This is a genomic window from Micromonospora sp. CPCC 206061, from assembly GCF_036906915.1.
Lineage (GTDB): Bacteria > Actinomycetota > Actinomycetes > Mycobacteriales > Micromonosporaceae > Phytohabitans.
Genome location: NZ_JBAKHX010000025.1, coordinates 55,721 through 80,389 on the forward strand (window position 1 = coordinate 55,721; position 24,669 = coordinate 80,389).

At 71.6% G+C, this 24,669-nt stretch carries 22 protein-coding genes and 1 pseudogene; 12 read left to right on the forward strand and 11 right to left on the reverse strand.

The window, feature by feature from the left end:
* Positions 1-9: 9 nt before the first annotated feature.
* On the reverse strand, positions 10-933 hold the full coding sequence (locus tag V6V89_RS18850; protein WP_334620468.1) for a C40 family peptidase: 924 nt from the start codon (positions 931-933) through the stop codon (positions 10-12).
* Between the two features lie 118 nt (positions 934-1,051).
* Here V6V89_RS18850 and V6V89_RS18855 point away from each other — a divergent pair, with 118 nt between their 5' ends.
* Positions 1,052-1,924 (forward strand): hypothetical protein, encoded by an 873-nt coding sequence (locus V6V89_RS18855; RefSeq protein ID WP_334620469.1) that lies wholly within the window; start codon positions 1,052-1,054, stop codon positions 1,922-1,924.
* Here the strand turns inward: V6V89_RS18855 and V6V89_RS18860 are convergent.
* Positions 1,905-3,047, reverse strand: coding sequence for a class I SAM-dependent methyltransferase (locus V6V89_RS18860; protein WP_334620470.1), 1,143 nt, complete (start codon positions 3,045-3,047; stop codon positions 1,905-1,907). The two genes, V6V89_RS18855 and V6V89_RS18860, sit on opposite strands and share 20 nt — an antisense overlap.
* Positions 3,048-3,290: 243 nt before the next feature.
* Between V6V89_RS18860 and V6V89_RS18865 the strand changes: the two genes are divergently transcribed.
* Positions 3,291-4,481, forward strand: coding sequence for a hypothetical protein (locus V6V89_RS18865; RefSeq protein ID WP_334620471.1), 1,191 nt, complete (start codon positions 3,291-3,293; stop codon positions 4,479-4,481).
* Positions 4,482-4,916: 435 nt separating this feature from the next.
* Here the strand turns inward: V6V89_RS18865 and V6V89_RS18870 are convergent, their stop codons facing one another.
* Positions 4,917-6,527, reverse strand: coding sequence for a DEAD/DEAH box helicase (locus tag V6V89_RS18870; RefSeq protein WP_334620472.1), 1,611 nt, complete (start codon positions 6,525-6,527; stop codon positions 4,917-4,919).
* A gap of 306 nt (positions 6,528-6,833) precedes the next feature.
* On the opposite strand from V6V89_RS18870, the gene V6V89_RS18875 reads away from it, so the two are divergent.
* Positions 6,834-7,502 carry a ferritin-like fold-containing protein gene (locus tag V6V89_RS18875; RefSeq protein WP_334620473.1) on the forward strand — a complete coding sequence of 223 codons (669 nt, stop codon included), beginning with the start codon at positions 6,834-6,836 and terminating at the stop codon, positions 7,500-7,502.
* A gap of 13 nt (positions 7,503-7,515) precedes the next feature.
* On the opposite strand, the gene V6V89_RS18880 is transcribed toward V6V89_RS18875, so the two are convergent.
* Positions 7,516-7,740 carry a DUF3107 domain-containing protein gene (locus V6V89_RS18880; protein WP_334620474.1) on the reverse strand — a complete coding sequence of 75 codons (225 nt, stop codon included), beginning with the start codon at positions 7,738-7,740 and terminating at the stop codon, positions 7,516-7,518.
* 56 nt (positions 7,741-7,796) lie between these two features.
* On the reverse strand, positions 7,797-8,435 hold the full coding sequence (locus V6V89_RS18885) for a TetR/AcrR family transcriptional regulator (protein ID WP_265248959.1): 639 nt from the start codon (positions 8,433-8,435) through the stop codon (positions 7,797-7,799).
* Between the two features lie 154 nt (positions 8,436-8,589).
* Between V6V89_RS18885 and V6V89_RS18890 the strand changes: the two genes are divergently transcribed.
* From V6V89_RS18890 to moeZ, 5 genes are read left to right on the forward strand one after another with little or no spacing between them, the layout of a single operon-like run.
* Entirely contained in the window at positions 8,590-10,626 is a 2,037-nt protein-coding gene (locus tag V6V89_RS18890) for a Daple (RefSeq protein ID WP_334620475.1), read from the forward strand.
* 19 nt (positions 10,627-10,645) lie between these two features.
* On the forward strand, positions 10,646-11,608 hold the full coding sequence (locus tag V6V89_RS18895) for an alpha/beta fold hydrolase (RefSeq protein WP_334620476.1): 963 nt from the start codon (positions 10,646-10,648) through the stop codon (positions 11,606-11,608).
* Positions 11,605-12,396, forward strand: a complete 792-nt coding sequence (locus V6V89_RS18900; RefSeq protein WP_334620477.1) for a DUF3152 domain-containing protein — start codon at positions 11,605-11,607, stop codon at positions 12,394-12,396. Before V6V89_RS18895 ends, V6V89_RS18900 begins: the two co-directional genes overlap by 4 nt.
* 49 nt (positions 12,397-12,445) lie before the next feature.
* Positions 12,446-13,348, forward strand: a complete 903-nt coding sequence (locus V6V89_RS18905; RefSeq protein ID WP_334620478.1) for a DUF3152 domain-containing protein — start codon at positions 12,446-12,448, stop codon at positions 13,346-13,348.
* Positions 13,349-13,406: 58 nt separating this feature from the next.
* A complete protein-coding gene (gene moeZ, locus V6V89_RS18910) occupies positions 13,407-14,618 on the forward strand; it encodes an adenylyltransferase/sulfurtransferase MoeZ (protein ID WP_334620504.1) in 1,212 nt (403 codons plus the stop codon).
* Between the two features lie 7 nt (positions 14,619-14,625).
* Here moeZ and V6V89_RS18915 read toward each other — a convergent pair whose 3' ends face one another.
* From V6V89_RS18915 to proB, 3 genes are read right to left on the reverse strand one after another with little or no spacing between them, the layout of a single operon-like run.
* Positions 14,626-15,399 carry a squalene--hopene cyclase gene (locus V6V89_RS18915; protein ID WP_442935172.1) on the reverse strand — a complete coding sequence of 258 codons (774 nt, stop codon included), beginning with the start codon at positions 15,397-15,399 and terminating at the stop codon, positions 14,626-14,628.
* A gap of 39 nt (positions 15,400-15,438) precedes the next feature.
* Positions 15,439-16,683 (reverse strand): glutamate-5-semialdehyde dehydrogenase, encoded by a 1,245-nt coding sequence (locus V6V89_RS18920; RefSeq protein WP_334620479.1) that lies wholly within the window; start codon positions 16,681-16,683, stop codon positions 15,439-15,441.
* A 14-nt stretch (positions 16,684-16,697) separates the two neighbouring features.
* Positions 16,698-17,807, reverse strand: coding sequence for a glutamate 5-kinase (gene proB, locus V6V89_RS18925; RefSeq protein ID WP_334620480.1), 1,110 nt, complete (start codon positions 17,805-17,807; stop codon positions 16,698-16,700).
* A gap of 28 nt (positions 17,808-17,835) precedes the next feature.
* Between proB and V6V89_RS18930 the strand changes: the two genes are divergently transcribed.
* The gene (locus V6V89_RS18930) at positions 17,836-18,144 is read left to right on the forward strand and encodes an MGMT family protein (RefSeq protein WP_334620481.1); all 309 of its coding nucleotides are present in this window, start codon (positions 17,836-17,838) and stop codon (positions 18,142-18,144) included.
* On the opposite strand, the gene V6V89_RS18935 is transcribed toward V6V89_RS18930, so the two are convergent.
* Complete coding sequence (locus V6V89_RS18935) at positions 18,141-19,601, reverse strand: gamma-glutamyltransferase (RefSeq protein ID WP_334620482.1); 1,461 nt, start codon at positions 19,599-19,601, stop codon at positions 18,141-18,143. The genes V6V89_RS18930 and V6V89_RS18935 overlap by 4 nt on opposite strands.
* A gap of 158 nt (positions 19,602-19,759) precedes the next feature.
* On the opposite strand from V6V89_RS18935, the pseudogene V6V89_RS18940 reads away from it, so the two are divergent.
* Together V6V89_RS18940 and V6V89_RS18945 are read left to right on the forward strand one after the other, a co-directional pair.
* Positions 19,760-20,311 (forward strand): annotated as a pseudogene (locus V6V89_RS18940) (NADH-quinone oxidoreductase subunit B); the annotation flags it as partial.
* A gap of 287 nt (positions 20,312-20,598) precedes the next feature.
* Positions 20,599-21,909 (forward strand): DUF2252 domain-containing protein, encoded by a 1,311-nt coding sequence (locus tag V6V89_RS18945; protein ID WP_334620483.1) that lies wholly within the window; start codon positions 20,599-20,601, stop codon positions 21,907-21,909.
* Here the strand turns inward: V6V89_RS18945 and V6V89_RS18950 are convergent.
* A complete protein-coding gene (locus V6V89_RS18950; protein WP_334620484.1) occupies positions 21,906-22,574 on the reverse strand; it encodes a TetR/AcrR family transcriptional regulator in 669 nt (222 codons plus the stop codon). The two genes, V6V89_RS18945 and V6V89_RS18950, sit on opposite strands and share 4 nt — an antisense overlap.
* 54 nt (positions 22,575-22,628) lie before the next feature.
* Here V6V89_RS18950 and V6V89_RS18955 point away from each other — a divergent pair, with 54 nt between their 5' ends.
* Positions 22,629-23,621 (forward strand): medium chain dehydrogenase/reductase family protein, encoded by a 993-nt coding sequence (locus V6V89_RS18955; RefSeq protein WP_334620486.1) that lies wholly within the window; start codon positions 22,629-22,631, stop codon positions 23,619-23,621.
* Here the strand turns inward: V6V89_RS18955 and V6V89_RS18960 are convergent.
* Positions 23,610-24,650, reverse strand: coding sequence for a glucose 1-dehydrogenase (locus V6V89_RS18960; RefSeq protein WP_334620487.1), 1,041 nt, complete (start codon positions 24,648-24,650; stop codon positions 23,610-23,612). The two genes, V6V89_RS18955 and V6V89_RS18960, sit on opposite strands and share 12 nt — an antisense overlap.
* Positions 24,651-24,669: the final 19 nt, after the last annotated feature.

Below are 24,669 nucleotides of genomic sequence, written 5' to 3' on the forward strand. Positions count from 1 at the left end.
GCCCGTGAGCTAGCTCGGCCGGCCGTATCCGTGGATCGGCTGGTAGTCGACGTCGTCGACGCGCACGGGCTCGCCGTGCTGCGGGGCGTGGATCATCTTGCCGCCGCCGACGTACATCGCCACGTGGTGAATGCTGCGGTAGTAGAAGATCAGGTCGCCGGGCTTCAACTCGTCGCGGCTGACCCTTTTGACCGCGCGCCACTGGCGGCGGGCGTTGTGAGGCAGTGGCACGCCCGCCTTGGCCCAGGCCGCGGAGGTGAGGCCCGAGCAGTCGTACGAGTTGGGGCCGCCGCTGCCGAACCTGTACTCCTTGCCGAGCTGGGCGTACGCGAACCGGACGGCCGCGCCCGCCTTGCCCGCAGAGAACGTCGGCTTGAAGCCCTTGAGCGTCGGACGCGGCTTGAAGCCGGTCTGCTCGCGCAGTTGCTCCAGCCGGGCGATGTCCTGCTCGATCTCCTGCCTCTTCGTGGCGAGCGTCAGCTCCTGGGCGGCCTGCTGGCTGGCGGCCGAGTCGAGGGTGTGGCGGGCCGCCTCGACCCGCTCGCGTGCCGCGTTGAGCTTGTCGATCTCCTGACTCTGCTCGCCCGCCAGCCGTTCGAGCACGAGCAGCCGGTCGGCGAAGTCCGACGCGGACTCGGCCGAGATCACCGCGAGTGCAGTGCTGACGCCGCTCGACCGGTACGCTGTGGCGGCGATCACACCGACGCGGGCCTGTCGGGCGGCCAGCTGCCGCTCCAGCGGCCGGATCTCCTCGTTGAGGTCGGCGATCTGGCGGCGAGTGGTGCGTAGGTTGTCGCGGACCTCGTTGTAGTCCTCGATCACCTTCTCCAGGTGCTCGCCCGCCGTGTTGAGCTGGTCGCCGATTGGTGTCGCCTGTACGGGGACGGGTAGCAGCACGATCACCAGGGCGGCGATGAGGGCGGTCGTCGGCATGGAGATACGCAGAGTTGCACAACCTGGCACGCAGACCTAACGAGGCATCTCGGGCAAAAGCCACGCGCATTACGATCCCGCATACTTGTACCGGCCGTCCCGAGGAGGAATCCCCGCCATGCCCGCACCCACCGCCCGGATCGCCATCCTCGCCGCCGGTCTGGTGGTCGCCCTGCTGGGCGGGTTCGGCCTGGGGCGCGTGACCAGCGGCGACGAGCCGGGCACGATGGCCGGCCCACCGGTCGCCGCCGGCGCCGAGGCGAGCCCACACCAGCACGGCACCACGGCCGGCCAGGCCACCGCCGACGTGGGTGGGCTCGCGGTCAGCTCCGGCGGATACACGCTGGTGCCCGAGGCGACCTCGTTCTCCGCCGGGCAGCCCCGCGACTTCGCCTTCCGCGTCGTGGGCCGGGACGGGCGGCCGGTCACCACGTTCGCGATCGTGCACGACAAGCCGTTGCACCTCATCGTGGTGCGCCGGGACCTGTCGGGATACCAGCACCTGCACCCGGCGATGGCAACCGACGGCAGATGGCGGGTGCCGCTCACCCTGCCCGCTGCGGGCGCCTGGCGGGCGTACGCGGATTTCACCGTCGACGTGGGTGGGCAGCAGACGGCGCTGACGCTCGGCGTGGATCTGTCCGTGACCGGCGACTACGCCGCGCGGGCACTGCCCGTGCCGGCGCGCGACGCGGCCGTCGCGGGCTTCTCGGTGAGCTATGACGGCACACCGGCGCCGGGCGCGACACAGCCGCTCTTCTTCCGGGTACCGGGTGCCACGCCGGAGCGGTACCTCGGGGCGTACGGGCACCTCGTGGTGGTGCGCGAGGGAGACCTCGGATACGTGCACGTGCACCCCGAAGACCAGCTGATCGACGGGGCGGTCAAGTTCTGGCTGGCGGTGCCGAGCACCGGCCGTTACCGGATGTACTTCGACTTCCAGGTGGCCGGAAAGGTGCACACGGCGGAGTTCACTCTGGTGGTGAGCTGAGCAGCGATTCAAGAGCCGGGCGCACGCCCCACTGCGTGGTGAGCGAGGCGTACTCGGCGCGCTGCTCCACTGTGGGCGGTGCCTCGGTGCGGCGGGCGCGCAGCATGAGATTGCGCGGAGTGTGTTTGGAGTCAACGAACTCCACAACGTCCACTTTGTACCCGTAGAGGCGCAGGATCGCGGCGCGCAGCGCGTCGGTGAGGACGTCCGCGAGGCGCTCGCGCAGGATGCCCTGCCGGGTGATGAGGGGGTACGGCTCGGGCGCCGGCTGGGCGCGCAACTGCGCGGCGATGTCGTGGTGGCAGCACGGCGCTGCCAGCACCCACCTCGCGTCCCATTTCACCGCTCGCGCCAATGCCTCGTCGGTGGCGGTGTCGCACGCGTGCAGCGCCAGCACCAGATCGGGCGCCAGGTCGACCTCGGCACCGGCGATCGTGCCCGCCACGAACCGCACCCGGTCGGCACAGCCCAGCCGCTCGGCCACCTCGGTGTTGCGGCGACGCTGGTCTTCCCGCACGTCGACGCCGACGATCCGCACGTCGACGCCCAGCCCGCTGAGGTACCGATGGGCGGCGAACGTCAGATATGCGTTGCCGCACCCCAAATCCACCACGTCCAGCCTGGCGGGCGGCTCCGGCAGGGTGGCTGCCAGCGCCCGCAGGAACGCGTCGACCTGCCGGCGCTTCGCCGCGTTGCCCCCGATCACCTCGAACAGCGGGTCACCGGGGTCGAGCAGGTACTCCTTGGCACGGTCGTGCTCGGTGTCCGCCGCCTGGCGGGCCGCGCTCGCCCGGTGCAGCTGGGCGTCGCCCTTCTTGGTCACCCGCACCTGGACGGTCGCGTCGCCGGTCTCCACATGCCAGTTTCCGAACGGCTCCGCCAGGAGCGAATCCACCGCCGCTCCCGCGTCGGCCCCGGCCACGTTGCGGGTGTGTGGCCGGGTGCCGTCGGACGTCACGATCTGCAGGTACGGCCCGCCCTTCAGGGTGACCGGGCGCAGCTCCGCCCGCACCAAGGTAGGGGTCTGGCCCCGGCGGCGGCCCGCGGCGACCGCGCGGACCAATCCCGGGTCGAGCAGCAGCGCACGCACCTCTGCCAGCGCGTCGTCCAGTTTGACCGGCATTCTCCGAGCCTAGATCTTTCTCAGAAGTCGTGTTGAACCATGGGAGCGCGGCCACCGTAAGAAAGTGCGAGGCGGACGGCGAAACCAGCCGTCGGACGGCGCTTCTCATCCACAGCAGCATCCGGCTGCTGCCCTCGCTCGGGGCGGTCGTCGGGTGTGGGGCTCTGTCCCCACCGGTGAGCCCGCGAACGAGCGGCGCGGCTGCCGGCCACCTTAGGCCCGAAGGGTTGGGTTGTCACGCGCATGTCCACGACCACGCACGAGTACAAGGAACGGCGCACATTCGGTCGCCGCTGGAAGATAGCCGCCACTGTTGGTGTCGCCGTAGCCATTGTCGGGGGCGGGATCGGCGTCGCGGCGGCCGATGGTGAGGACGCGGCTTCCACGATCAGCTGTCCGACCGTCGCCGACAAGCTGCAAAATGTGCCGGCCTCCGCCCAAGCGGAGGTGGAGCGGAATCTCGCACAGCTCAACACGCAGATTGCCGAGGCCAACCAGCGGCTGGTCACGAGCAAGGGCCAGGGCGGGCCCAACTTCGTCCAGAACGCCATCCTCGGCCCGCTGGCCAGCAAGCGCGGTGCCGCCATCGACCGGATCGCCATCGCGATCGGCCGGCAGGGCACCAGGCCGCAGGGCCTGGAGTCGCTGGCCACCTGCACGCTGTCGACCGGCGGTGGTTCCACCGCCACCGAGCCCGCCGAGCTACCCGCTGGCGGTGGGGAAGAGGGCGGCGGCACGGCCGCTGGCCCCGGCATCATCGTCTGCCCGGACGTAGAGAGCCAGCTCCCGGCTGTACCGGCCGGTGCCCAGGCGGAGGTGGATCGCAACCTCGCCCAACTCCAGACGCAGATCAACGAGGCCAACGCGCGGCTCGTCGCGACCGTAGGCCAGGGCGGCCCGAACTTCGTGCAGAACGCCATCCTCGGCCCGCTGGAGGACAAGCGCGTCGCGGCCATCAACCGGATCGCGACCGCGATCGGCCGGATCAACGCCCGCCCGCAGGGCCTGGACGCGCTCGCGCCGTGCCAGCTCGAGGCGGACGGTGCCGGCGGCGGTGACGACGCCGCTGGTGGCGACGACGCGGCCGGTGGCGACGACGCGGCCGGTGGCGACGCGGGTGCCGGTGACGGTGGCGCCGCCGAGGTCGGCACGATCAGCTGCCCCGACGTCGGCAGCCAGCTCCCGGCCATCCCGGCCGGTGCCCTCGCTGAGGTGGAGCGCAACCTGGCGCAGCTCGACACGCAGATCGCGGAAGCCAACGCGCGGCTTGTCGCGACCGTCGGTCAGGGCGGCCCGAACTTCGTGCAGAACGCGATCCTCGGTCCGCTGGAGGACAAGCGGGTCGCGGCGATCAACCGCATCGCGACGGCGATCGGTCGGATCGACGCACGCCCCGTGGGTCTCGACGCACTGGCCCCCTGCACGGTCAGCTGACCCACGGCCCCTCGGTGCGACCCGCAGCGCACTGAGGCCCCAGGCCCCTCCGCCGAGCCCTTGTCGAACCCCCGGCGGAGGGGCCTCCTTACCACCGACGCGCCCGCCGTAACCGGCGGGCGCGTCGCGCATTTGCCTCCGCACTCGCCGCCACTCCCGGCCCACGCGCCGCTCCGGCCCACGCCGCTGCGGCCGCGCGCTCCAGCCCACGCCGCTCCGCGCGCCGCGACTGCGTGCTGGGGCCGCGTGCTGGGGCCGCGTGCTGGGGCCGCGTGCTGGGCCGCGCCGCGACCGCGCGCTGGGGCCGCGTCGATCAAGGAGATCTGCGTGGATCAAGGGCAAACGCACGTGGAAAAGAGATCGAACCACGTGCGTTTGCCCTTGATCGGCGGGAGATGTGGGGCCGCGCGGCGCGGAGCGCCGTGCGGCTCTTGGTTACTCCGTGGGGGTTGTTGCCGCGGGGGAGCGGCGACGGCGACGGCGGCGGGGCTTGGCCGCTGCAGTGGCGTCGTCGGCGGCCTCCGCGGCTGGCGTCGCGTCGATGGGCTCGGTGTTGGCCGCGGTCGCCTCGGCGGCTACCACTTCGCCAGCCCGACGGCGACGACGAACGCGGGTCGACGCGGGTGCCTCGTCGGTCGCGGCGGTCGCCTCGGCCTCCGGAGTGGTGCCGCCACCGCCGCCTTCGCGGCGGCTACGGGACCTGCCGCGGGTGCTGCTCTCGGCGCGCCGCCGGCTACCGCCCCGGGACTTCGTGCCGAGGTCTTCCTCGACCTCGGCGCCCAGCCCGGCGCGAGTGCGATCGGCGGTCGGCAGGGTGCTGCCGACGTCGGACGGGATGTCCAGGTCGGTGTACAGGTTCGGGGACGTGTGGTACGTCTCCGGCGGCTCGGGCATCTCCAGGCCCAGCGACTTGTCGATGAGCCGCCACCTGGGCATGTCTTCCCAGTCGACGAACGTCACGGCCACGCCGCTCGCCCCGGCCCGGCCGGTGCGCCCGATGCGGTGGGTGTACGTGTCGGGGTCTTCGGGGCAGTCGTAGTTGAGGACGTGGGTGACGCCGGAGACGTCGAGCCCACGGGCGGCGACATCGGTGGCGACCAGTACGTCGATCTTGCCGGCCCGGAACGCCCGGAGCGCCCGCTCGCGTGCGCCCTGGCCCAGGTCGCCGTGCACCGCGGCCACGGCGAAGCCCCGGAAGTCGAGGTCTTCGGCCACCCGGTCAGCGGCGCGCTTGGTGCGCGTGAAGATCATCGTCAGGCCGCGTGCTTGCGACTGGAGGATCCGGGTGACCACCTCGATCTTGTTCATCGGGTGGGTGCGGTAGGCCAGCTGCTTGGTCAGCGGCGACGGCCCGGTCTCGGCCGTATGGCCGGCGTGGATCGTCACCGGGTGGCGCAGGAACCGCCGCGCCAGCGTGACGATCGGGTCGGGCATCGTGGCGGAGAAGAGCATGGTCTGCCGATCTTCCGGCAGCATGGCGAGGATCTTCTCGACGTCGTCGAGGAAGCCCAGGTCGAGCATGCGGTCGGCCTCGTCGAGCACCAGTGCGTGCACCCGGTCGAGGCGCAGCTTCTTTTGCTTGGCGAGGTCCATCAGCCGGCCGGGCGTGCTGACCAGGATCTCCACGCCGGCGCGCAGCGCCTCGACCTGCGTCTCGTACGCCACGCCGCCGTAGATCGGCAGGACGCGCACGCCGCGGGTCTTGCCGGCGGTGGCGAGGTCTTTGGCGACCTGGAGGCCCAGCTCGCGGGTCGGAACGATGACCAGGGCCTGCGGCACGCCGTCGCTGCCCTCGCCGGGCGCGAACACCCGCTGGAGCAGCGGGATGCCGAAGCCGAGGGTCTTGCCGGTGCCGGTGGGTGCCTGGCCGATGAGGTCGGTGCCGCGCAGCGCGATCGGCAGCGCGTACTCCTGGATGGCGAACGCCCGGGTGATGCCGGCAGCGGCAAGCGCCTCCACCGTCTCGGCGCGTACACCGAGGTCGGCGAAGCTGGGGCTGTCGGGTCGTACGGGGGCTCGGGTAATGGTTTCTTCGGTTTCACTCATGGAGTTTTGGGGGTGCCCTCTCGTGGTGCGCCCGTCACATCCGAGGGCGCGCAAATTCGGTATGGCGCGGGCCGCACGCGATCGCAGTGGTCGATGCGATTCGCGGGCCACACGCGCGCCGCGGGCTGGGGTAGATGCTGATCTAGTGCCGCGGCAACAGCGCAATGTTACCTGACATGCATGAACGGCGCCTCAGGCATCAGGTCGTCGGCGCCGTGACAGCCGTCAAATTGTGGCGCGCATCACGCTCGGGCGCCGCGATCGCGCGGGTGAGCGGCGCGTCCCGGCCGGCGGTAGCCTGCGGGCGTGTCCGAAGCAACAGAGCCGGCAGGTCCGGAGAGCGCAGCGGTCGTCGACCTGCTGGGCATGGTGGCGTACGCCGAGCTGCTCGCGTTCGAGCGGATGGCGGCCGACGCCCGGCTCGCACCCGATCTCCGCCGGCGCGCCGTGCTCAGCGAGATGGCCGTCGCCGAGATCGACAACTACCGCCGCCTCGCGGGCCGCATGGCCGAGCTGGGCGCAGACACCGAGAAGGCGATGGCGCCGTACGTGACGCCGCTCCAGGAGTACCACGAACTGACCGAGCCGAAAGACTGGCTGGAGGCGCTCACGAAGGCGTACGTGTGGGACAGCATCGCCGACGACTTCGTGCGCGAGGTGGCTGCGTTTCTCGCCACGCCCGACCGCGACCTGGTGCTCGACGTGCTGCACGACTCGCGATACAGCGACTTCGCGGCCGCCGAGATCCGGGAGGCGATCGCGGTCGACCCGAAGGTGGCCAACCGGCTCTCGATGTGGGCCCGCCGGCTGGTCGGCGAAGGGCTCTCGCAGGCGCAGCGTGTCGCGGGCGAGCGCGTCGCGCTGACCATGCTGATCATGCAGGGCTCCGGTGACCAGGCGGGCGTACAGGGGCTGTTCAAGCGGCTGACCGCCGCACATACCACTCGGATGGCGGCGGTCGGCCTGAACAACTGACCCCGGTAGGGGCTCAGCGGGCTGTGAAACCCACCGCACCCGCGGTGCGCTCGGCGATCTCGATGTACGCGAGCTTGTCGACCGGCACGATCACTCGGCGGCCCTTCTCGTCCAGCAGCGTGAGGATGCCCTGGGTCTCAATCGCCTCGGCCACGATCTTTTCGACCTCGGCCTGCGACTGAGCGCTCTCCAGCACCAGCTCGCGCGGGGCGAACTGCACGCCGATCTTGACCTCCACGAATCCTCCTCAAGGCTTTGCCGCTGCAAACGTTAGCCGACCGGCCGGGGTGCCTGTCAGGCTGACTCGCCTTGCAGGGGGAAGCTCGCGATGCCGCGCCAGGTCAGGGTCGCGAGAAGCGCCTCGGCATCGGCTTTGGGGACCTTGCGGCCGGCGGCGAGCCAGAACTGGGCCGCGGTTTCGGCGGCACCCACCAGGCCGGAGGCGAGCAGCTCAGCGTGTGCGCGGCTGACGCCGGTGTCCGAGATGATCGTATCTGTGATGGCTGCGATACAGCCCTTTTCCACCCGCTCCACGCGTTCCCGCACGGCGGGCTCGTTGCGCAGGTCGGACTCGAATACCAGCCGGAACGCTTCGCTCTCGTGGTCGACGAAGTCGAAGTACGCCTGGACGGCGCCCTTGACCCGCTCTTTGTTGTCGGAGGTGCCGACCATCGCCGAACGCACCTGCGCCACGATGGCGTCGCAGTGCGTGTCCAGCAGCGCCAGGTACAGCTCCAGTTTTCCGGGGAAGTGCTGGTAGAGGACTGGTTTGGAGACGCCCGCGCGTTCGGCGATGTCGTCCATCGCGGCGGAGTGGTACCCCTGCGCGACGAACACCTCCTGCGCTGCGGCGAGCAGCTGCTTGCGGCGCGCCGAACGCGGTAGGCGGGTAGGCCGCCCCGTCGGCGGCGCGCTCCCCGACCCTACGGCCATGCCGTTCACCTCGACTTTCGGTCTCTCTACTATGACTTGCGGCCAATGCGGCAGAACGGTAAACACTCCCCGACCGCCGAACTAGCCGGACGTTGCGGCTTATCGCCACTGCAAGCACACGGTAGCCTCAGCGGGGGCGACCGAGGAGCGCACGGTGGACGAAACAGGGCAACCCGGTGGCGCCACACCGGGAGAGAACGGCAACGGTGCAGGTCCGCACGGTGACAGTGGCGGTCCGGCCCGGCTGAACGGCTGGGCGGCCGCCGATGCCACGTGGTCGAACGCGGGCGCCGCGCTGGAGCCGAGCGGCGAGCCGGTCCGGCCGAGCTGGCGGACGGCCGGGCAGCACCCGGGTAGCGACAGCGCCATCGGGCGGGGCTGGGCCGACGCGTCGCCGCGCTATGCCGATCTGCTGTCGCCGCTGAGTCCCGCTGCGCCGACCCGCCCGGTGACCAACGGCGCCCCCTACGACGACCGGCCGACCGGAGAGTCCGTACCCATCGCGCTGCGCGTGCCAGCGAGCGCCCCGCCGTACCCGTACGAAGGCGACCTCGAAGACCGCACGCCGCCGCCGATTCCGGCTGAGCGACCGGCGCCGCCCGCGGAGCGCGACCCGGCACCAGCGCTGCCGCCCGTCGCCGAGGCGGCCCGTCACGCGATCGAAGAAGCCACGCCTTCCGGCGGCCTGCCGCAGGCGTCCCATCGGGAGCGGCCCGCTGCCGAGCCGCCCGCACCGCGCTGGCCGGAGCGGCCCGAGCCGCCCCCGTCGTCGGGTGGGCCCGCCGCTCCCGGCTTCACGTCCATGGAGAGCCCGCCGGCGTACGAGCCACCGCCCGGCTTCCGGCCCCAGCCCGAGCGCCCCATGCGCCCATACGACACCTCGATGTACGAGCGCCCGCCGTCGCCGGGTCCTAGCAGGTCCAACACGCCCTGGGAATGGCGCCCCGAACGGTCGCAGGAGGCCACCGAGGCCCGCCGGGCGGCACCCCCTGAGCCAACCCTGGAGCCACCACCCCCACCTCCAGCGGTTCCGCAAGCACCGACACCCCCGGCAGCTCCGGCGGCGACCCAGGCGCCGCCCCGACGCACACCTGAACCGGCGCCCGACGCGTTGCCGCAGCGAGTGCCGGCCGAGCCGGATGTGCCCACCGTGCCTGAGCCACCCACCGTCGAGTCTTCGGCCGACGCCCCTGACCTCACCCGCATCTGGAGCCACCTGCGCCGCGACGACGTGCAGCCCCGCGAACGCCCCGAGGGCTTCGACGTGCAGGCGATCGTGGCCGCCGTACGCGGCGTCGAAGGTGTTCGCGACGCGTCCGTCCGCATGACCGCGTCCGGTGCGCACAACCTGCGGCTCGACCTCGCCGACGGAGCCGACCCGGCCGAGGTGAGCCGGATGGTCGCGCGCCTGTTACAGGAGCGGATGGGTCTGGCCGCCGCGCCGCGTGACCTGCCGTCCGCCGCCGCGCAGCAGCAGCCCTCGCCGCCCCCGCCGGCCCAGCCGCCGTCAGGCTCGTCGTTCGTGCCGGCTCAGCCGCAGCCGACCGGCCGCGCGTCGGTGCCGAGCCCCGGTGAGCCGCCGCGCCGGCGGGCCGCGCGCCGGGCATACCAGGAAGAAAACGAGTTGGCGCCGCCGCCGCCGCGCGTGGTCGCGGCCCCACCGGCTGCCGTCCCGCCGCCCCCACCGGAGGCGCCCGAGCCGGCCGAAGCGGAGCACCCGCTGGGTCAGAGCAGCACCCCGGTGGAGGCCGCTGCGCCCCGGCCCCTGAAGCCGCTCGCCAACCCAGGCCCGCGCGTGACGATCGACGAGGTGCAGGTCAGCACGTTCGGCCTGGACGCCACGGTCGAGGTGCGGCTGGCCGCCGACGAGCGGCGCGCCACCGGCCGGGCCAACGGGCCGGCGGTCGACGCGTACGTACTGCGGCTGTGCGCCACGGCAGCGGCCGCCGCGATCGACGACCTGCTCAGCACCGCCGAGCAGCCCACCGACCGCGGCCGGTGCTTCGTCGAGCACACTGCGGTGGTCCCGTTCGGCACGTGCGAGGTCGCGATCGTCGTGGTCCTGCTGGTATGCGGCGGCTGGGTCGAGCAATTGGCCGGCTCCGCGCTCGTGGCCGGCGACCCGCGGCAGGCCGTGGTGCGCGCCACACTCGGGGCCGTCAACCGCCGGCTGGAGTCTCTACTTTCGTAACACGCGGCACAATGGATAGATGAAGCGCGCGACCCTCGTGGCGGATCAGTTGTTTCCGCCTGACGACGCGCCGCCACCGTGGCCAGGGCGTCCGGTGCTGCTCGACGGCTCGGTCATGTACGTGCGCGATACGCCGGCCACAACGGCTGGTGCCGAGCCCGCGCTCTACGTCCACGGCCTCGGCGGCTCGTCGACCAACTGGACCGACCTCGCCGGCCTGCTCGCCCACCGGCTCGACGGGCAGGCGATCGACCTGCCCGGGTTCGGGCGCAGCGAGCCGGTGCGCAGCTACAGCATCCCGGCGCAGGCCGCGCGCGTCGTGCGCTGGATCGAATACAGCGACCGTGGCCCGGTGCACCTGTTCGGCAACTCGCTCGGCGGCGCGATCGCGGTGCGGGTCGCGGGCACCCGGCCCGACCTGGTGCGCACGCTGACCCTGGTGTCGCCGGCGATGCCGTTTCTCGACCCGAGGCGCTCGGTGCAGAGCCGCATGCTGCCGCTGCTCGCCGTGCCGCTGGCGGAGCGGTTGGCGGCCTGGCAGCTCGCTAAGATCACTCCGGAGGAGATGGCCCGCCAGGTGACCGCCGCGTGCTTCGCCGATCCGAGCCGGGTCAGCGAGCAGCGCCGCCGGGAGGCGATCGAGGAGCTCAAGCTGCGATACGAGCTCGACCACTACGTGGCGTCCTATCTACGCACCTTCCGCGGCCTGATCTCCAGCTTCCTTCGGGCGTACCTGCCGGGGGCGGGCTCGCAGTGGCGGATTGCCGCTCAGGTCGGCGCGCCCACGCTGGTGATCGGCGGCCGGCAGGACAGGCTGGTCGACATCCGAGTCGTGCCGCAGGTCGCGAGGACAGTTCCTGACAGCCGGCTGCTTATTTTGGATGGTGTGGGGCACGTGGCGCAGATGGAGGTGCCACGGATGGTCGCCCGAGCTGTGGTCGCGCTGCTCGACGAGGTCGGTCACCGGGTCGACGCCCGTTGAAGGCGGCCCGCGCGATCTTCCTGGCGGCGGCCGGAGTGATCCTGACCGGCCTGGCGCTGCCGAAGCTCGCCGGTGACACCGACAAGGCGCCGGTGCCGGTGGCGCCGACGCCGGCAGCGCCAACGTCCGCGCCGCCAACCCAGGCTCCGACCACCGCGCCGCCAGCGGGAACCCCTCCACCAACGATCTCCCTCTCCGGGCCGGTGCCGGCCCGTGGAGAGGGCACCTTCCAGTACGGGGCGACGGGTGGGCCGGTCTTCGGGCGCAGCGGCACGGTGCACCGGTACCGGGTGGCCGTCGAGCGCGGGTCGAACGAGGACATGGCGGCGTTCGCGGTGGCCGTCGACGCGGCGCTCGGCGATCCGCGGAGTTGGATCGCGGGCGGGCATCGGATGCAGCGGGTGCCCGACGGGCAGGCCCACGAGTTCACCGTGTACCTGGCGACGGCCGAGACGGCGGGGCGGATGTGCGCGGCCGGCGGCGTGAACATCCAGGTGGGTGGCCGGCCGTACACGTCGTGCCGTACCAGCGGCAGGGTGATCATCAACCTGGACCGGTGGCGGCTGTCCACCCCGGGCTACACCTCGGCCGAGGTGCCGCTGTCGGTTTACCGCAGCTATGTGGTGAACCACGAGGTCGGGCACCAGTTGGGGCACCAGCACGAGCTGTGCCCGCGAGCGGGCCGGCCGGCGCCGGTGATGATGCAGCAGACGCTCGGCCTCAATGGGTGCGCGGCCAACCCATGGCCGTACCTGAATGGTCGCCGGTATGCCGGCCCTCTGAAATAGCGTGTTAAATCCGGACAATTGCGGATAGGCATGGCACGCTGGACAGACCATGGCGACACCGGCGACCCGTCCAGCCCGCGCCACCGCAGACCGTGTGGCAGCGCACGGCCGCACGCCCGCGCCCAGGCTCGAAGGGCGCCGCATCGGCCAGGAGCGCATGCGGCATCGGCAACGGCGTACGGCCGTACTCCTGCTGCTGGCGTCGGCCGCGGGCCTGGTGCTGGTAGATCTCGCGCGGAGCCGGCCGGTGGAAGTGCCCGTCGCGGCGCCGGAGGCACCGCCGACCACCGCGGCGGCCGTCGTCCCCGCGGCGGTCGCGCTGCGCCCCACGTCGCCGTCGCCGGCGGCGCCGTCGCCCACGCCGGCCGCCGTCGCGACCACCTTCCCGGTCACGGGTCCGGGCACCTTCCGGTACGCGGACAGTGCCGGGCCGCCCCTTGGTACCGCTGGCACGCTGCGCCGCTTCCGGGTGGCGACCGAGGACGGCCTGGGCCAGGACGCGAGGTCGTTCGCGGCGAGCGTCGACGAGATCCTGGGCGACCCGCGCAGCTGGATCGCCGGCCGCCAGTTCAGGCTGCAACGGGTACCGCGGTCCGCCTCGGCCGAGTTCACGATCTTCCTCGCCACCCCGGCAACGTCGGAGCGGATGTGCGCGGCCGGCGGCCTGGCCACCGAGCAGTACACCTCGTGCCGCCTGCCCGGCCAGGTGATCATCAACGTGGCCCGCTGGCTCACCGCCGTGCCGGACTACGGCGCGCCGCTCGCCGAGTACCAGGCCTACGCGATCAATCACGAGGTTGGTCACCAGTTGGGGCACGGTCACGAGCGCTGCCCGACATCCGGTGGGACGGCCCCGGTGATGCAGCAGCAGACGCTCGGGCTGAAGGGCTGCGTCGCCTACGGCTGGCCGTACCTGAACGGCCGGCGGTACGCGGGCCCGCCTATTCCCTGACCGCCCGTGTGCCACGTCATTGCGGAGTGAGGTCGCGGGCGCGCAACAATAGTCCGGTATCGCTGCCGCTAGCTACCGGGAGTTGACCGTGTCGCTGCCCCCGCTCGTCGAACCCGCCGCCGAGCTCACCGTCGACGAGATTCGCCGCTATTCGCGCCACCTGATCATCCCGGATGTCGGGGTGGAGGGGCAGAAGCGGCTCAAGAACGCCAGGGTGCTGTGTGTGGGCGCGGGCGGCCTCGGGTCACCCGCGCTGATGTACCTTGCCGCCGCCGGCGTGGGCACCCTGGGCATCGTCGACTTCGACACCGTCGACGAGTCCAACCTCCAGCGGCAGATCATCCACGGCCAGTCCGACATCGGCCGCCCCAAGGCGGAGTCGGCCGCCGCGTCGGTTCGTGAGATCAACCCGTACGTCAACGTGGTGATCCACAACACCGCCCTCGACCGCGACAACGTGCGGGAGATCTTCTCCCAGTACGACCTGATCGTCGACGGCACCGACAACTTCGCCACCCGGTACATGGTCAACGACGCGGCGGTGCTGCTCGGCAAGCCCTACGTCTGGGGCTCCATCTACCGGTTCGATGGGCAGGCGAGCGTCTTCTGGGCCGAGCACGGCCCCTGCTACCGCTGCCTCTACCCCGAGCCCCCGCCGCCCGGCATGGTGCCGTCCTGCGCCGAGGGTGGCGTGCTGGGCGTGCTCTGCGCGTCGATCGGCTCCATCCAGGTCACCGAGGCGATCAAGCTGATCACCGGCATCGGCGAGCCGCTCGTGGGCGGGCTGACGGTGTACGACGCGCTGGAGATGACGTACCGGAAGATCAAGATCCGCAAGGACCCGGCCTGCGCGCTCTGCGGTGAGAACCCGACGGTCACCGACCTGCTCGAAGACTACGAAGACTTCTGCGGTGCGGTGTCGCCGGAGGCCGAGCAGGCCACGGTCGACTCCACCATCACCGCGCGGGAGCTCAAGGACTGGCAGGACTCGGGCAAGTCGATCTTCCTGGTCGACGTGCGCGAGCCGGCCGAGTACGAGATCGTGCGCATCCCGGGCGCGACGTTGATCCCCAAGGGCGACATCCTGTCCGGCGAGGCGCTGGCCCGTCTCCCGCAGGACCGGCAGATCGTGCTGCACTGCAAGTCGGGCGTCCGTTCCGCTGAGGCGCTGGCTGCTGTGAAGGCGGCCGGCTTCAAGGACGCGGTGCACGTGCAGGGCGGCGTGCTCTCCTGGATCAAGCAGATCGACCCGTCGCTCCCGGCGTACTGACGGGTCGTCAGCGGACGGCGCGGATCGCCGTCAGGGTGGTGTGTGCGTCGAACTGGCGGCCGTCGTCGCTGGGCCAGCCGCCGTCGCTGCGCTGGGTCTCCGAGAGGCGCCGGCGCGCGGCGGCGAGCAGCCAGTCTTCGGGCGCCAGCCCGGCGCGCCGGAGCCGCGCCGCCATCAGGGCGACGTCTGCCGGTGACATCTGCGGCAGGCGGTCGCCCAGCATGATCTGCAGCCGCGCCGACTCGTAGAACATGGCCTGCTGATACAGGACGCCCGCGCTCAGCCAGGCGCTGACCAGGAACGACGGCCAGCTTCCGTCGGCGCCGACGTGTGCCGCGATTACCTGGCTGGCGGCGCGGGCCGCGTCGGTGTATCCGGTCATGCCGAGCCAGAAAGCGGCGTTGGTGGTCAGGTAGAGGCGAGCCTCGGGGTCTCCGGGCTTGGCCCAGGGCGGCGCCTCGCCGGCCAGCGCCTCGTCCTCTTCCCACATGCCGTCCGGCCGCTGCGCGCTCGCGAGCCAGTCCAGCGCGGTGCGCGCGGCGGGACGGCCGAGCGCACCGAGATCGTCGAGTTCCGCCAGGCGAAAGCACGTCGCGTCCACCGAGGCGACCTCGCCGCCCCACAGCGCCGGCCAGCCACCTCCGGGTGCCTGCCCGATCTCGGCGTCGGCCAGCAGTGTTTCGCTGGGCATACCGCCTGTACGCAGGTGCGATAGGCGGGCCCGATCCACGGCGTCGCCGTGGGCTACGACGAAGCCGATCGCGGCGTCCATGTCGACCACGGCGACACGCTACCTCCCCGCCCGCCGCCCGGCGACCGCTCAGGTGCGGATGTGACCATCCCCCGTCACGATGTACTTCGTGGAGGTCAACTCGGGTAGTCCCATCGGCCCACGCGCGTGCAACTTCTGCGTGGAAATGCCGATCTCGGCCCCGAATCCGAACTCGCCGCCGTCGGTGAAGCGAGTGGACGCGTTGACCATCACCGCCGCCGCGTCGACCCGGGCCACGAACTCGCGGGCGGCCGCCACCGACTCCGTCACGATCGCCTCGGTGTGCTGCGACCCGTACCGCGTGATGTGCGCGACCGCCGCGGAGAGCGAATCGACCACGGCGGCCGAGATGTCCGCGGAGAGGTACTCGGTGCCGAAGTCCTCGTCGGTGGCCGGCACGACAGCGTCGGAGTACGCCGCGACCGCCGGGTCGCCGTGGACGGTGACGCCGGCCTCCTGGAACGCCGCGAGTGCGCGGGGGAGGAAGGCCTCCGCCACCGAGGCGTGCACCAGTACGGACTCGGCGGTGTTGCAGGTGGACAGCCGCTGCGTCTTGCTGTTGAGCAGGACGGTGAGTGCCTTGTCGAGGTCGGCGGCCGCGTCGATGTAGACGTGGCAGTTGCCGACGCCAGTCTCGATGACGGGCACGGTCGACTCCTCGACCACCGTCTTGATCAGGGAGGCCCCGCCGCGCGGGATGAGCACGTCGACCAGGCCGCGGGCGCGCATCAGCTCCTTGACCGAGTCGCGGGACGAGGCGTCGAGCAGCTGGATCGCGTCGGCGGGCAGGCCAGTGGTGGCCACGGCGTCGCGGAGCACGGCGGTAAGGGCGGCGTTCGACCTGGCGGCGGACGACGAGCCGCGCAGCAGCGCCGCGTTGCCCGACTTCAAGCAGATGCCGGCGGCGTCCACCGTCACGTTGGGGCGGCCCTCGTAGATGATCCCGACGACGCCGAACGGCACCCGGACCTGCCGCAGCTCCAGCCCGTTGGGCAGCGTGGAGCCGCGGACCACCTCGCCGACCGGGTCGGGCAGCGCGGCCATCTCGCGCAGCGCGTCGGCCATCGCGTCGACCCGGCCCTCGGTGAGCGAGAGGCGGTCGATGATCGCCGCCGACAGCCCGGCCTCCCGGCCCGCTTCGACGTCGGCCGCGTTGGCGGCGAGGATCTCGCCGGCCCGGGCGACCAGCGCGTCTGCCATGGCCAGCAGCGCGGTGTCTTTGGTGGCCCGGGTGGCGGTGGCCAGCGCGGCGGCGGCCTCGCGAGCCCGCTTGGCCTGCTCGTTCACAGTCATGACCGTCTCACTCTCTACAGCAGTACCAGGTCGTCGCGGTGCACCACTTCACGTTCGTATCCCGGGCCGAGCGCCGCGGCCAGCTCGACCGTGGACCGGCCGAGCAGCGATGGCAGCTCCACCGCGTCGTAGTTGACCAGGCCGCGGGCGACCGGGGCGCCCGAGGCGTCGACCAGGTCGACGGGGTCGCCGGCGGTGAAGGCGCCATCCACCGCGGTGATGCCGGCGGGCAGCAGCGACTTTCGCCGGGCCACGACCGCCTGCACCGCACCCGGGTCCAGGTGCAGCCGGCCGCGCGGCGAGGTGGCGTGCGCGAGCCAGAAGAGGCGGGCGGTGGGCCGCTGGCGTACCGGATGGAAGAGGGTGCCCACCTGCTCTCCCGCCAGCGCTGACGCGGCGAGGGGCGCGGCCGTGAGCACCACCGGGATGCCGAAGCCGGTGGCGATGCGGGCGGCCTCGACCTTGGTGATCATGCCGCCGGTGCCGACGCCGGCCTTACCGGCCTTGCCCACCGACACCCCAGCGAGATCCTGATCGCCGCGCACCTCGTCGACCCGCTGGGTGCCGGGCCGGCTCGGGTTGCCGGTGTAGAGCGCGTCGACGTCCGAGAGCAGCACCAGCAGGTCGGCGTGGATCAGCGCGGCGACCAGAGCGGCCAGCCGGTCGTTGTCGCCGAAGCGGATCTCCTCGGTGGCGACCGTGTCGTTTTCGTTGACGATCGGCACGGCGCCCATGTCGAGCAGCTTGCGCAGCGTGCGGTACGCGTTGCGGTAGTGGGCGCGGCGCGTCACGTCGTCGACTGTGAGCAGCACCTGCCCGACGATGAGCGCGTGCCGGGCGAAGCTGGCCGCGTACCGGCCGATCAGCAGGCCCTGCCCGACGCTCGCGGCGGCCTGCTGGGTGGCCAGGTCACGCGGACGGCGCGGGATGGACAGCGGCGCGAGCCCGGCCGCGATGGCCCCGGAGGAGACCAGCACGATCTCGCGCCCGTCGGTGGCCAGGGCGCCGACGGCGTCTACGAGGGCGTCGACCCTTGCGGTGTCGAGGCCACCGGTAGCCGTGGTCAGCGACGACGAGCCGATCTTGACGACGATCCGCCGTGCCGCTGTGACTGCTTCGCGCACCCAACCATTCTGCATAGGGTGTGTCCTCGTGACGCCGGAGGAGTACGTCGAAGAGGTGCTCGCACTCGTCGAGCGGATCCCGTCGGGGCGGGTGATGTCGTACGGCGCGATCGCCGACTACCTGGCTGACCGGTCCGGCCGGTCGTCGGCGCGGCTGGTTGGCACGATCATGTCGCGGTACGGCGGCCCGGTGCCCTGGCACCGCGTGGTCAACAACGCCGGGCGTGTCGTGCCGGGCCACGAACTGGAGGCGATGGCCCGGCTGATCGGCGAGGCCACCCCGATTCGATCCGGCCGCGTCGACATGAAGCGCGCCGCCTGGTGGCCCGAGGATTAGGGCAGGACCGCGCCGACGCCGCCGCGGCGGGGGTCGCCAGCCGCTCCGGCCCGACCCACGGCGCTCACACCGCCGAAGTAGTGGTTCATGTCGGGCCACTGGTTGACCGTGTACCCCGCCGTCGCCAGCGCGTCCAGCTCGTCCGGCGGGTAACCCAGCTCGGCGTGCACGGTGTCGCCGACCACGTGGAACCGGGGTCGGGCGATCGCGGCCGGCATGTCCAGGTCGTCGACCAGTACGCCCAGCAGGGTGTCGATCAGGGCCGTGCGGATGCGGGAGGCGCCCGCCGAGCCGGCGGCCGCCACCAGCTGCCGGTCTTCGTCGACCACGACGAGCGGGCACATCATCGACGACATGCGCCGCCCGGGCGCCAGGTCGGGAGTGATCAGCTCGCCTTCGCCCAGCATCGAGTTCAGGTTGATGCCGTAACCGGGCAGCCAGATGCCCGCGCCGATGCCGAGCGTCGTGGTGATCACGCAGGCGTCGCCCTCCGCGTCCACCACGGAGATGTTGGTGGTGTCGCCGAGGCGCTGCGCCCCGTACCGCCGGAGCGCGTCGGCGACCGCGACCGCCCGGTCTCGCCTGGACATTTCTGGTAGGTCGGCCGGCAACGCGGCGATCGTGTCGATCGTCTCGTTCAGGTCGTGCCGCGCGTAGATGTGGTTGCCGCCGAGCGTCGCGTGACCGACCGCCAGCTCCAGCACCCGGTAGGCCGCCAGGTCGGCCGGGCCCAGCGCCCCACCGCCGGCACGCACCGTGTCGACCAGCAGCTGACCCAGCCGGCCGGTGTAGAAGACGGCCGGGCCCTCGCCGGCCAGCGCGTCCAGCGCGATGTCCAGACCCGGGTGGTGCAGCAGTTCGCCGCCCTCCAGCAGCCGGCCGGTGGGCGCGTAGATGTTGGCCCCCTCACCGGGCAGCAGAGCCGGCGCCACCGCGACCAGCGTGCGGGCCTGCGCGGCCGGCAGCAGTACGCCGCTGCGGGCCAGCGTCACCGCGGGCTCGACGACCCGCTGCCACGGCAGCCGTCCCCAGCGCCGGTGCACCTCGCCACAGCCTGCGGGCACCCCCGGCACGGCCACGCTGGCGGCACCGATCGAGTAGATCAGCGGTACGCCGCCGAAGTACACCTCGATCGGGGTCATGGGGTCGGGTGTGACGTCACCGTCCAACCCGGGCACCGAACAGAAGAAGTCGAGGCACGTGACCGTCTGGGTGGACGCGTCGAAGTAGGTGGCGAAACCACCCCCGCCGATCCCGGTCAGGATGCTCTCGCTGACCGACGTGGCGAGCACGGCCGCCACCGCCGCATCCGCCGCCGAGCCGCCCGCCGCGAGGATGCGCAGCCCCACCTCGGCCGTGGCCGGATGACCTGCGGCGACACCGGCGGGCACCCGCATCGCCTCCTCTCTTGGCGGGGCCGAAGCCCGGGCCGTCGCCGTGGGGACAGTAACAGTCACGGGGCGCAGCGTAGATGCATCTGTCCTTCCGCGCGTGCCGATGGATAACATCCGCTGTGCTAACTGGCCGGTTGCCGCGTGGCGTGCACGTGAGCCACCTCCGGCAGCCCCGACACTAGGAACGGTTGCGGCGCGTTCGGTTGTGATTGACTTGTGTCGTGCAGTTGCCAGGAGTGCTCGGTGAACCGATCCGGTTCGTCCTCAACTGGGGCCGGCGGTACTCGCTGTGGGTCTTCAACTTCGGCCTGGCGTGCTGCGCGATCGAGTTCATCGCGACGAGCATGGGGCGCCACGACTTCATCCGGTTGGGCGTCATCCCGTTCGCGCACGGCCCCCGGCAGGCCGACCTGATGGTGGTGTCGGGCACCGTCACCGACAAGATGGCGCCCGCCATCAAGCGCCTCTACGACCAGATGCCGGAGCCGAAGTACGTCATATCTTTCGGTGCCTGCTCCAACTGCGGCGGCCCGTACTGGGACTCGTACTCGGTCACCAAGGGCGTCGACCAGATCATCCCGGTCGACGTGTACGTGCCCGGCTGCCCGCCGCGGCCCGAGGCGCTGCTGCACGGCATCCTGCGCCTCCAGGAGAAGATCGCCGGTGAGCAGGCCGGGATCGGCGGGGTCGCTCGCCCGGACCCGCTCGCGGTGCCCAAGCCCAGCGGCCACGACGCCGAGGCCTTGACGGCACCGCTTGTCACCGGGCCCGAGCAGCCACACAAGCGGGTCGTCTTCCCCGACAACATCGACTGGCACCGCGCGGTGCCGCCGCCACTGGCGCCCCCGGTCGGCCCCGACGGCCGGCTGCCCGTCACCGAGATCACCGGCGACCGGCAGGGTGCCGGGGCGCCGTTCGGCGACGACCGCGACCTGCCGCTGCCATCGACCGATCTGGACTATCAGCACCCGCATCCAGAGGACCGCGACTAGCGCAATCCCGTCGTGCCCGATCCGTTCAGCCGGGACCGGTGCTGGTCAGGGCCGGCTACCGTCCGAATATGGAAAACGACCAGCGGCCCGAGATGATCACCGAGGTGCTGCTGCGCGAGTTCGGCGCGCTGATGGCGATCGACCCGACCGCGTTCCGGCGCAAGTTCCGCAAGATGGCCGCCTCTCCGTTCGCGTTCTACCGGGGCAGCGCCGCGCTGTTCTACGCCGACGTGACCGGTGACTTCGCCGACGACCGGTTCCTCGACGAGTGGACCAGCCGCGTGTGGATCCACGGCGACCTGCACGCGGAGAACTTCGGCACGTACATGAACGCGTCCGGACAGCTCGTCTTCAACGTCAACGACTTCGACGAGGCGTACGTCGGGCCGTTCGTGTGGGACCTCAAGCGGTTCTGCGCGAGCGTGGCGCTCATCGGGTACGCCAAGGCGCTCTCCGACACGGTGATCACTGACCTGGTCACCCGGTTCGCCCGGGCGTACCTGACCGAGCTGCGCGCGATCGCCGACGGTGGTGACGACGCGATCGGCTCGATCACGCTCGACAACGCCGACGGTGTGCTCCGCATGGTGCTCCAGCAGGCCCGGTTGAACACTCGGGTGGAGCTGCTGGGCACCCAGACCACGATCGACAACTACGAGCGCCGGTTCTCGCTGGGCGAGGGCGTGTACGAGATCGACGCGGCCACCCGGGAGGTCGTGGTGGCGGCGTTCGAGCACTACTTGACGACGCTGCCGGTGGGCATCGAGGCGCACCGGCCGATCGCCTCGCACATCAAGGACGTCGTACTCCGCAAGGGTGTTGGCATCGGCTCGGCCGGCCTGCCGTCGTACAACCTGCTGCTGGAGGGGCACACCCAGGCGCTGGAGAACGATGTCGTCATCTACGTGAAGCAGGCGCAGGTGCCGGCGGTGGCCCGGCACATCGCCGATGAGAAGGTGCGCGGGTACTTCCGGCACCAGGGGCACCGCACGGCCGAGTCGCAGCGGGCGCTCCAGGCCAGCGCCGATCCGTGGCTGGGCTTCACCGAGCTGGGCGGAGTGGGGCAGCTCGTCGCCGAGGTGTCGCCGTACGCGGCAGACCTGGACTGGGCCGACGTCAACGAGGCCGACGAGCTGGCGAGCGTGGTGACCGACCTCGGGCGGGCGGTGGCCCGGATGCACTCGGTCGCCGACGACGAGTCCAGCCACGATCTGGTCGACTTCTCCACCGAAGAGGCGATCGTGGCGGCCGTCGACTGCGACCCGGACGGGTTCGTGCGGCACCTGGTGGAGTTCGCGCACGCGTACGGGCTTCGCGCCCGCCAGGACCACCAGATCTTCGTAGACCTCTTCCGCAACGGCCTCCTCCCCGGCCTCTAACCAACCGCCGACTCGATCAGGTCGTTGATTTCGGCCTCGTAGAGCAAGGCCGGGTTGAAGCCCATCGTCTCGAAGTGGCCTTCGACCTCCAGGCTGAGCACGCCGTGCATGCGGGTCCATCCGGTCACGCCCAGCCGTAGCACCACGCCGTTCCAGCCGGCTTTGCCGTCACGGTCGGCGAGGCCGGTCGCGAGCTGGTTCTCCAGGTCGGGGTGGCGAGCGACGGCCGCCAGCTCGGCGAGCGGTTCCAGGAACTCCCGCAGGGAGCGGGTGGCCGCCGCGATCGTGTGCGCCGGCGCGGCGTATCCCGGCACGGGTGTCCCGAACAGCAGCAGGTACCGGTGTGGCTGGGCGAGCGCCCACTCGCGGTACGCCCGGGCGAGCGCGCGGATGCGCTCGGCGGGTGACTTGCCCGCCACTGCCGTCGCTGCCGCCGAGACCGTGTCGGCCAGATCGTGGTACCCGTCGCTGATCAGCTCGGTGAGCAGCTCGTCCCGCCCGGCGAAGTACCGGTAGAGCGCGGGCCCGGTCATCCCCAACTCCTTGCCGATCGCGTTCAGCGACAGCGACTGCGGGCCGGCGGCGGCGATCTGCCGTAGGGCGGCGGCCTTCGCCTCGTCGCGGGTCTGGGCGCGGATTCTCTCCCGACGTGTTGCGTTCTCCACGGATGAGAGTCTAACCTCAGTTAGACGTTCTAACGGATGTGAGGAGCTGTAACAATGGAGACGACGCAGGTGGTCATGCCGTATGTGGGTGGGCCCGAAGTCCTACAGTTCCAGCGGCGCGAGCTGCCAGCCCCCGGGCCGGGCGAGGTCCGGATCCGCGTCGAGGCGACCGGGGTGGCATTCGCGGAGGTCCAGATGCTCCGCGGGCGCTACTACGCGCAGCCGAAGTTCCCGTTCGTGCCCGGATACGACCTTGTCGGCCGGGTCGAGGCGACCGGGACCGGCGTAGCCCTCCCAACCGGGTCGAGGGTGGCCACGATGACGCGTACAGGAGCCTGGGCGGAGCACCTGGTGCTGCCAGCCACGCACCTCGTGGCGGTACCGGACGAACTGGACGCCGGCGAGGTCGTCGCGCTCATCACCAACGGCGTCACGGCGTACCAGATGACGCACCGCGTCGCGAGGGTGCGGCCCGGTCAGACCGTGCTGGTCCACGGCGCCGCGGGTGGTGTCGGCACCCTGCTGGTCCGGCTCGCGCAGCGGGCCGGCGCCAAGGTCATCGGCACCGCCTCGCCGGGCAAGCACGACATGGTGCGCGCGATGGGCGCGATCCCGCTCGACTACCGCGAGCCGGGCCTGGCCGACCGCGTGCGCGCGCTCGCGCCCGACGGCGTCGCGGCGGTCTTCGACCACGCCGCCGGTCCGGGCCTGCGAGAGTCGCACCGAGCGCTGGGTCGCGGCGGCGTCCTGATCGTGTACGGCAGCGCGGCGGCCGTCGATGACAATGGCTGGCGGCTCGCGCCGTTCGCGTCCGCGATGGGCAAGATGCTGTGGTGGTCGCTCAAGCCGGACGGCCGGCGGTACCGCTTCTACTCGATCAACCACAAGCGACACTTCGACGAGGATCTGGCCACTGTCATCGAGCTGCTGCGGGCCGGCGAGTTGCGGCCCGAGGTGGCCACCAGGCTGCCGCTCACCGAGGCGTCGAAGGCGTTGCGGATGCTCACCGACCGCGCGGTGGTCGGCAAGATCGTGCTAGAGCCCTAGGACCACCTTGATGTCGTTGTCGTGGCGGATGTAGGCGTCGGCGTACTGGTCGAGGGGCACGCGGCGGGTGATCAGCCTTTCGAGCCACCGCAGGTCGGCCTTGCCCAGGGCGACCGCAGCCGCCGTCCAGTGTCGACGGTTCGCGTTGACCGAACCGAAGACCACGTTGTTTTCCAGCACCACGGCCCGGTTCAGTGCGCCCGCGTCGACGCCGACCTGCTTGCCGGCCGAGGAAACGCCGGTCAGGCACACGATCCCGGTGGGGCCGACCTTGTCGATGACCTGCACGACCACCGAGGGAGCGCCGGTGCACTCCACGACGATGTCGGGCTCGAAGTCGAGGTCGGCTACCTGGCCGGTGTGGTAGGTCGCTCCCAGGTCAGCGACGAGAGCCGGTTTCGGCCCGTCGACGGACCGGTCCAGCACGTGTACCTCCAACCCGCGCTGCGTCCCCAGCAGCGCGGCGAGCAGGCCGATCGGGCCCGCGCCGGTGACCAGGGCAGTCTCCGGCTCCCAGCGGGCCCGGACGCCGACCCGTTCGATGTGCTCCCAGGCCTTCGCCACCACGCTGGTCGGCTCGAGCAGCATGCCGACGGATTCCAGGGCGGGGGCGAGCCGCACCGCGAGGTCGGGCTCGACCCGCCAGCGTTCGCGGGCGAAGCCGTGGCGCGCCTTGATGCCGTGCTCGGTGTAGAGGCCGTTGCGGCACATGTCCCACTCGCCGACGGCGCAGTTGATGCACGGCACCGGGTCGGGGAGTCGCACGATGCCGGCCACGAGGTCGCCCGGTTGGAGGGTGCCGGTCGGGTCCTCGATGACTCGGCCGAGCGACTCGTGCCCGAGGATCAGCTGGCCGGTGCCGGGCGGTGCCTCGCCGTACTCGCCGGCGATGATCTCGCGGTCGGTGCCGCAGACACCGACGGCGATCGCGTGCACGAGCACCGCGCCCTCCGCCTCGGGCGGCTCTGGCGCGTCTTCGACGAGCCGCAACGTGTTTGGCTGGCCCGGAGTGATCGTGATTGCCCGCACACCGCAATCCTCTCCGACA

Coding starts and splice junctions, on each gene's coding strand:
- V6V89_RS18905 (WP_334620478.1), top strand. CDS start 12,446: ATGGCGACACCGGCGACCCGTCCAGCCCGCGCCACCGCAGACCGTGTG.
- V6V89_RS18895 (WP_334620476.1), top strand. CDS start 10,646: ATGAAGCGCGCGACCCTCGTGGCGGATCAGTTGTTTCCGCCTGACGAC.
- V6V89_RS18860 (WP_334620470.1), bottom strand. CDS start 3,047: ATGCCGGTCAAACTGGACGACGCGCTGGCAGAGGTGCGTGCGCTGCTG.
- V6V89_RS18885 (WP_265248959.1), bottom strand. CDS start 8,435: ATGGCCGTAGGGTCGGGGAGCGCGCCGCCGACGGGGCGGCCTACCCGC.
- V6V89_RS18955 (WP_334620486.1), top strand. CDS start 22,629: ATGGAGACGACGCAGGTGGTCATGCCGTATGTGGGTGGGCCCGAAGTC.
- V6V89_RS18850 (WP_334620468.1), bottom strand. CDS start 933: ATGCCGACGACCGCCCTCATCGCCGCCCTGGTGATCGTGCTGCTACCC.
- V6V89_RS18855 (WP_334620469.1), top strand. CDS start 1,052: ATGCCCGCACCCACCGCCCGGATCGCCATCCTCGCCGCCGGTCTGGTG.
- V6V89_RS18920 (WP_334620479.1), bottom strand. CDS start 16,683: ATGACTGTGAACGAGCAGGCCAAGCGGGCTCGCGAGGCCGCCGCCGCG.
- V6V89_RS18870 (WP_334620472.1), bottom strand. CDS start 6,527: ATGAGTGAAACCGAAGAAACCATTACCCGAGCCCCCGTACGACCCGAC.
- V6V89_RS18865 (WP_334620471.1), top strand. CDS start 3,291: ATGTCCACGACCACGCACGAGTACAAGGAACGGCGCACATTCGGTCGC.
- V6V89_RS18945 (WP_334620483.1), top strand. CDS start 20,599: ATGGAAAACGACCAGCGGCCCGAGATGATCACCGAGGTGCTGCTGCGC.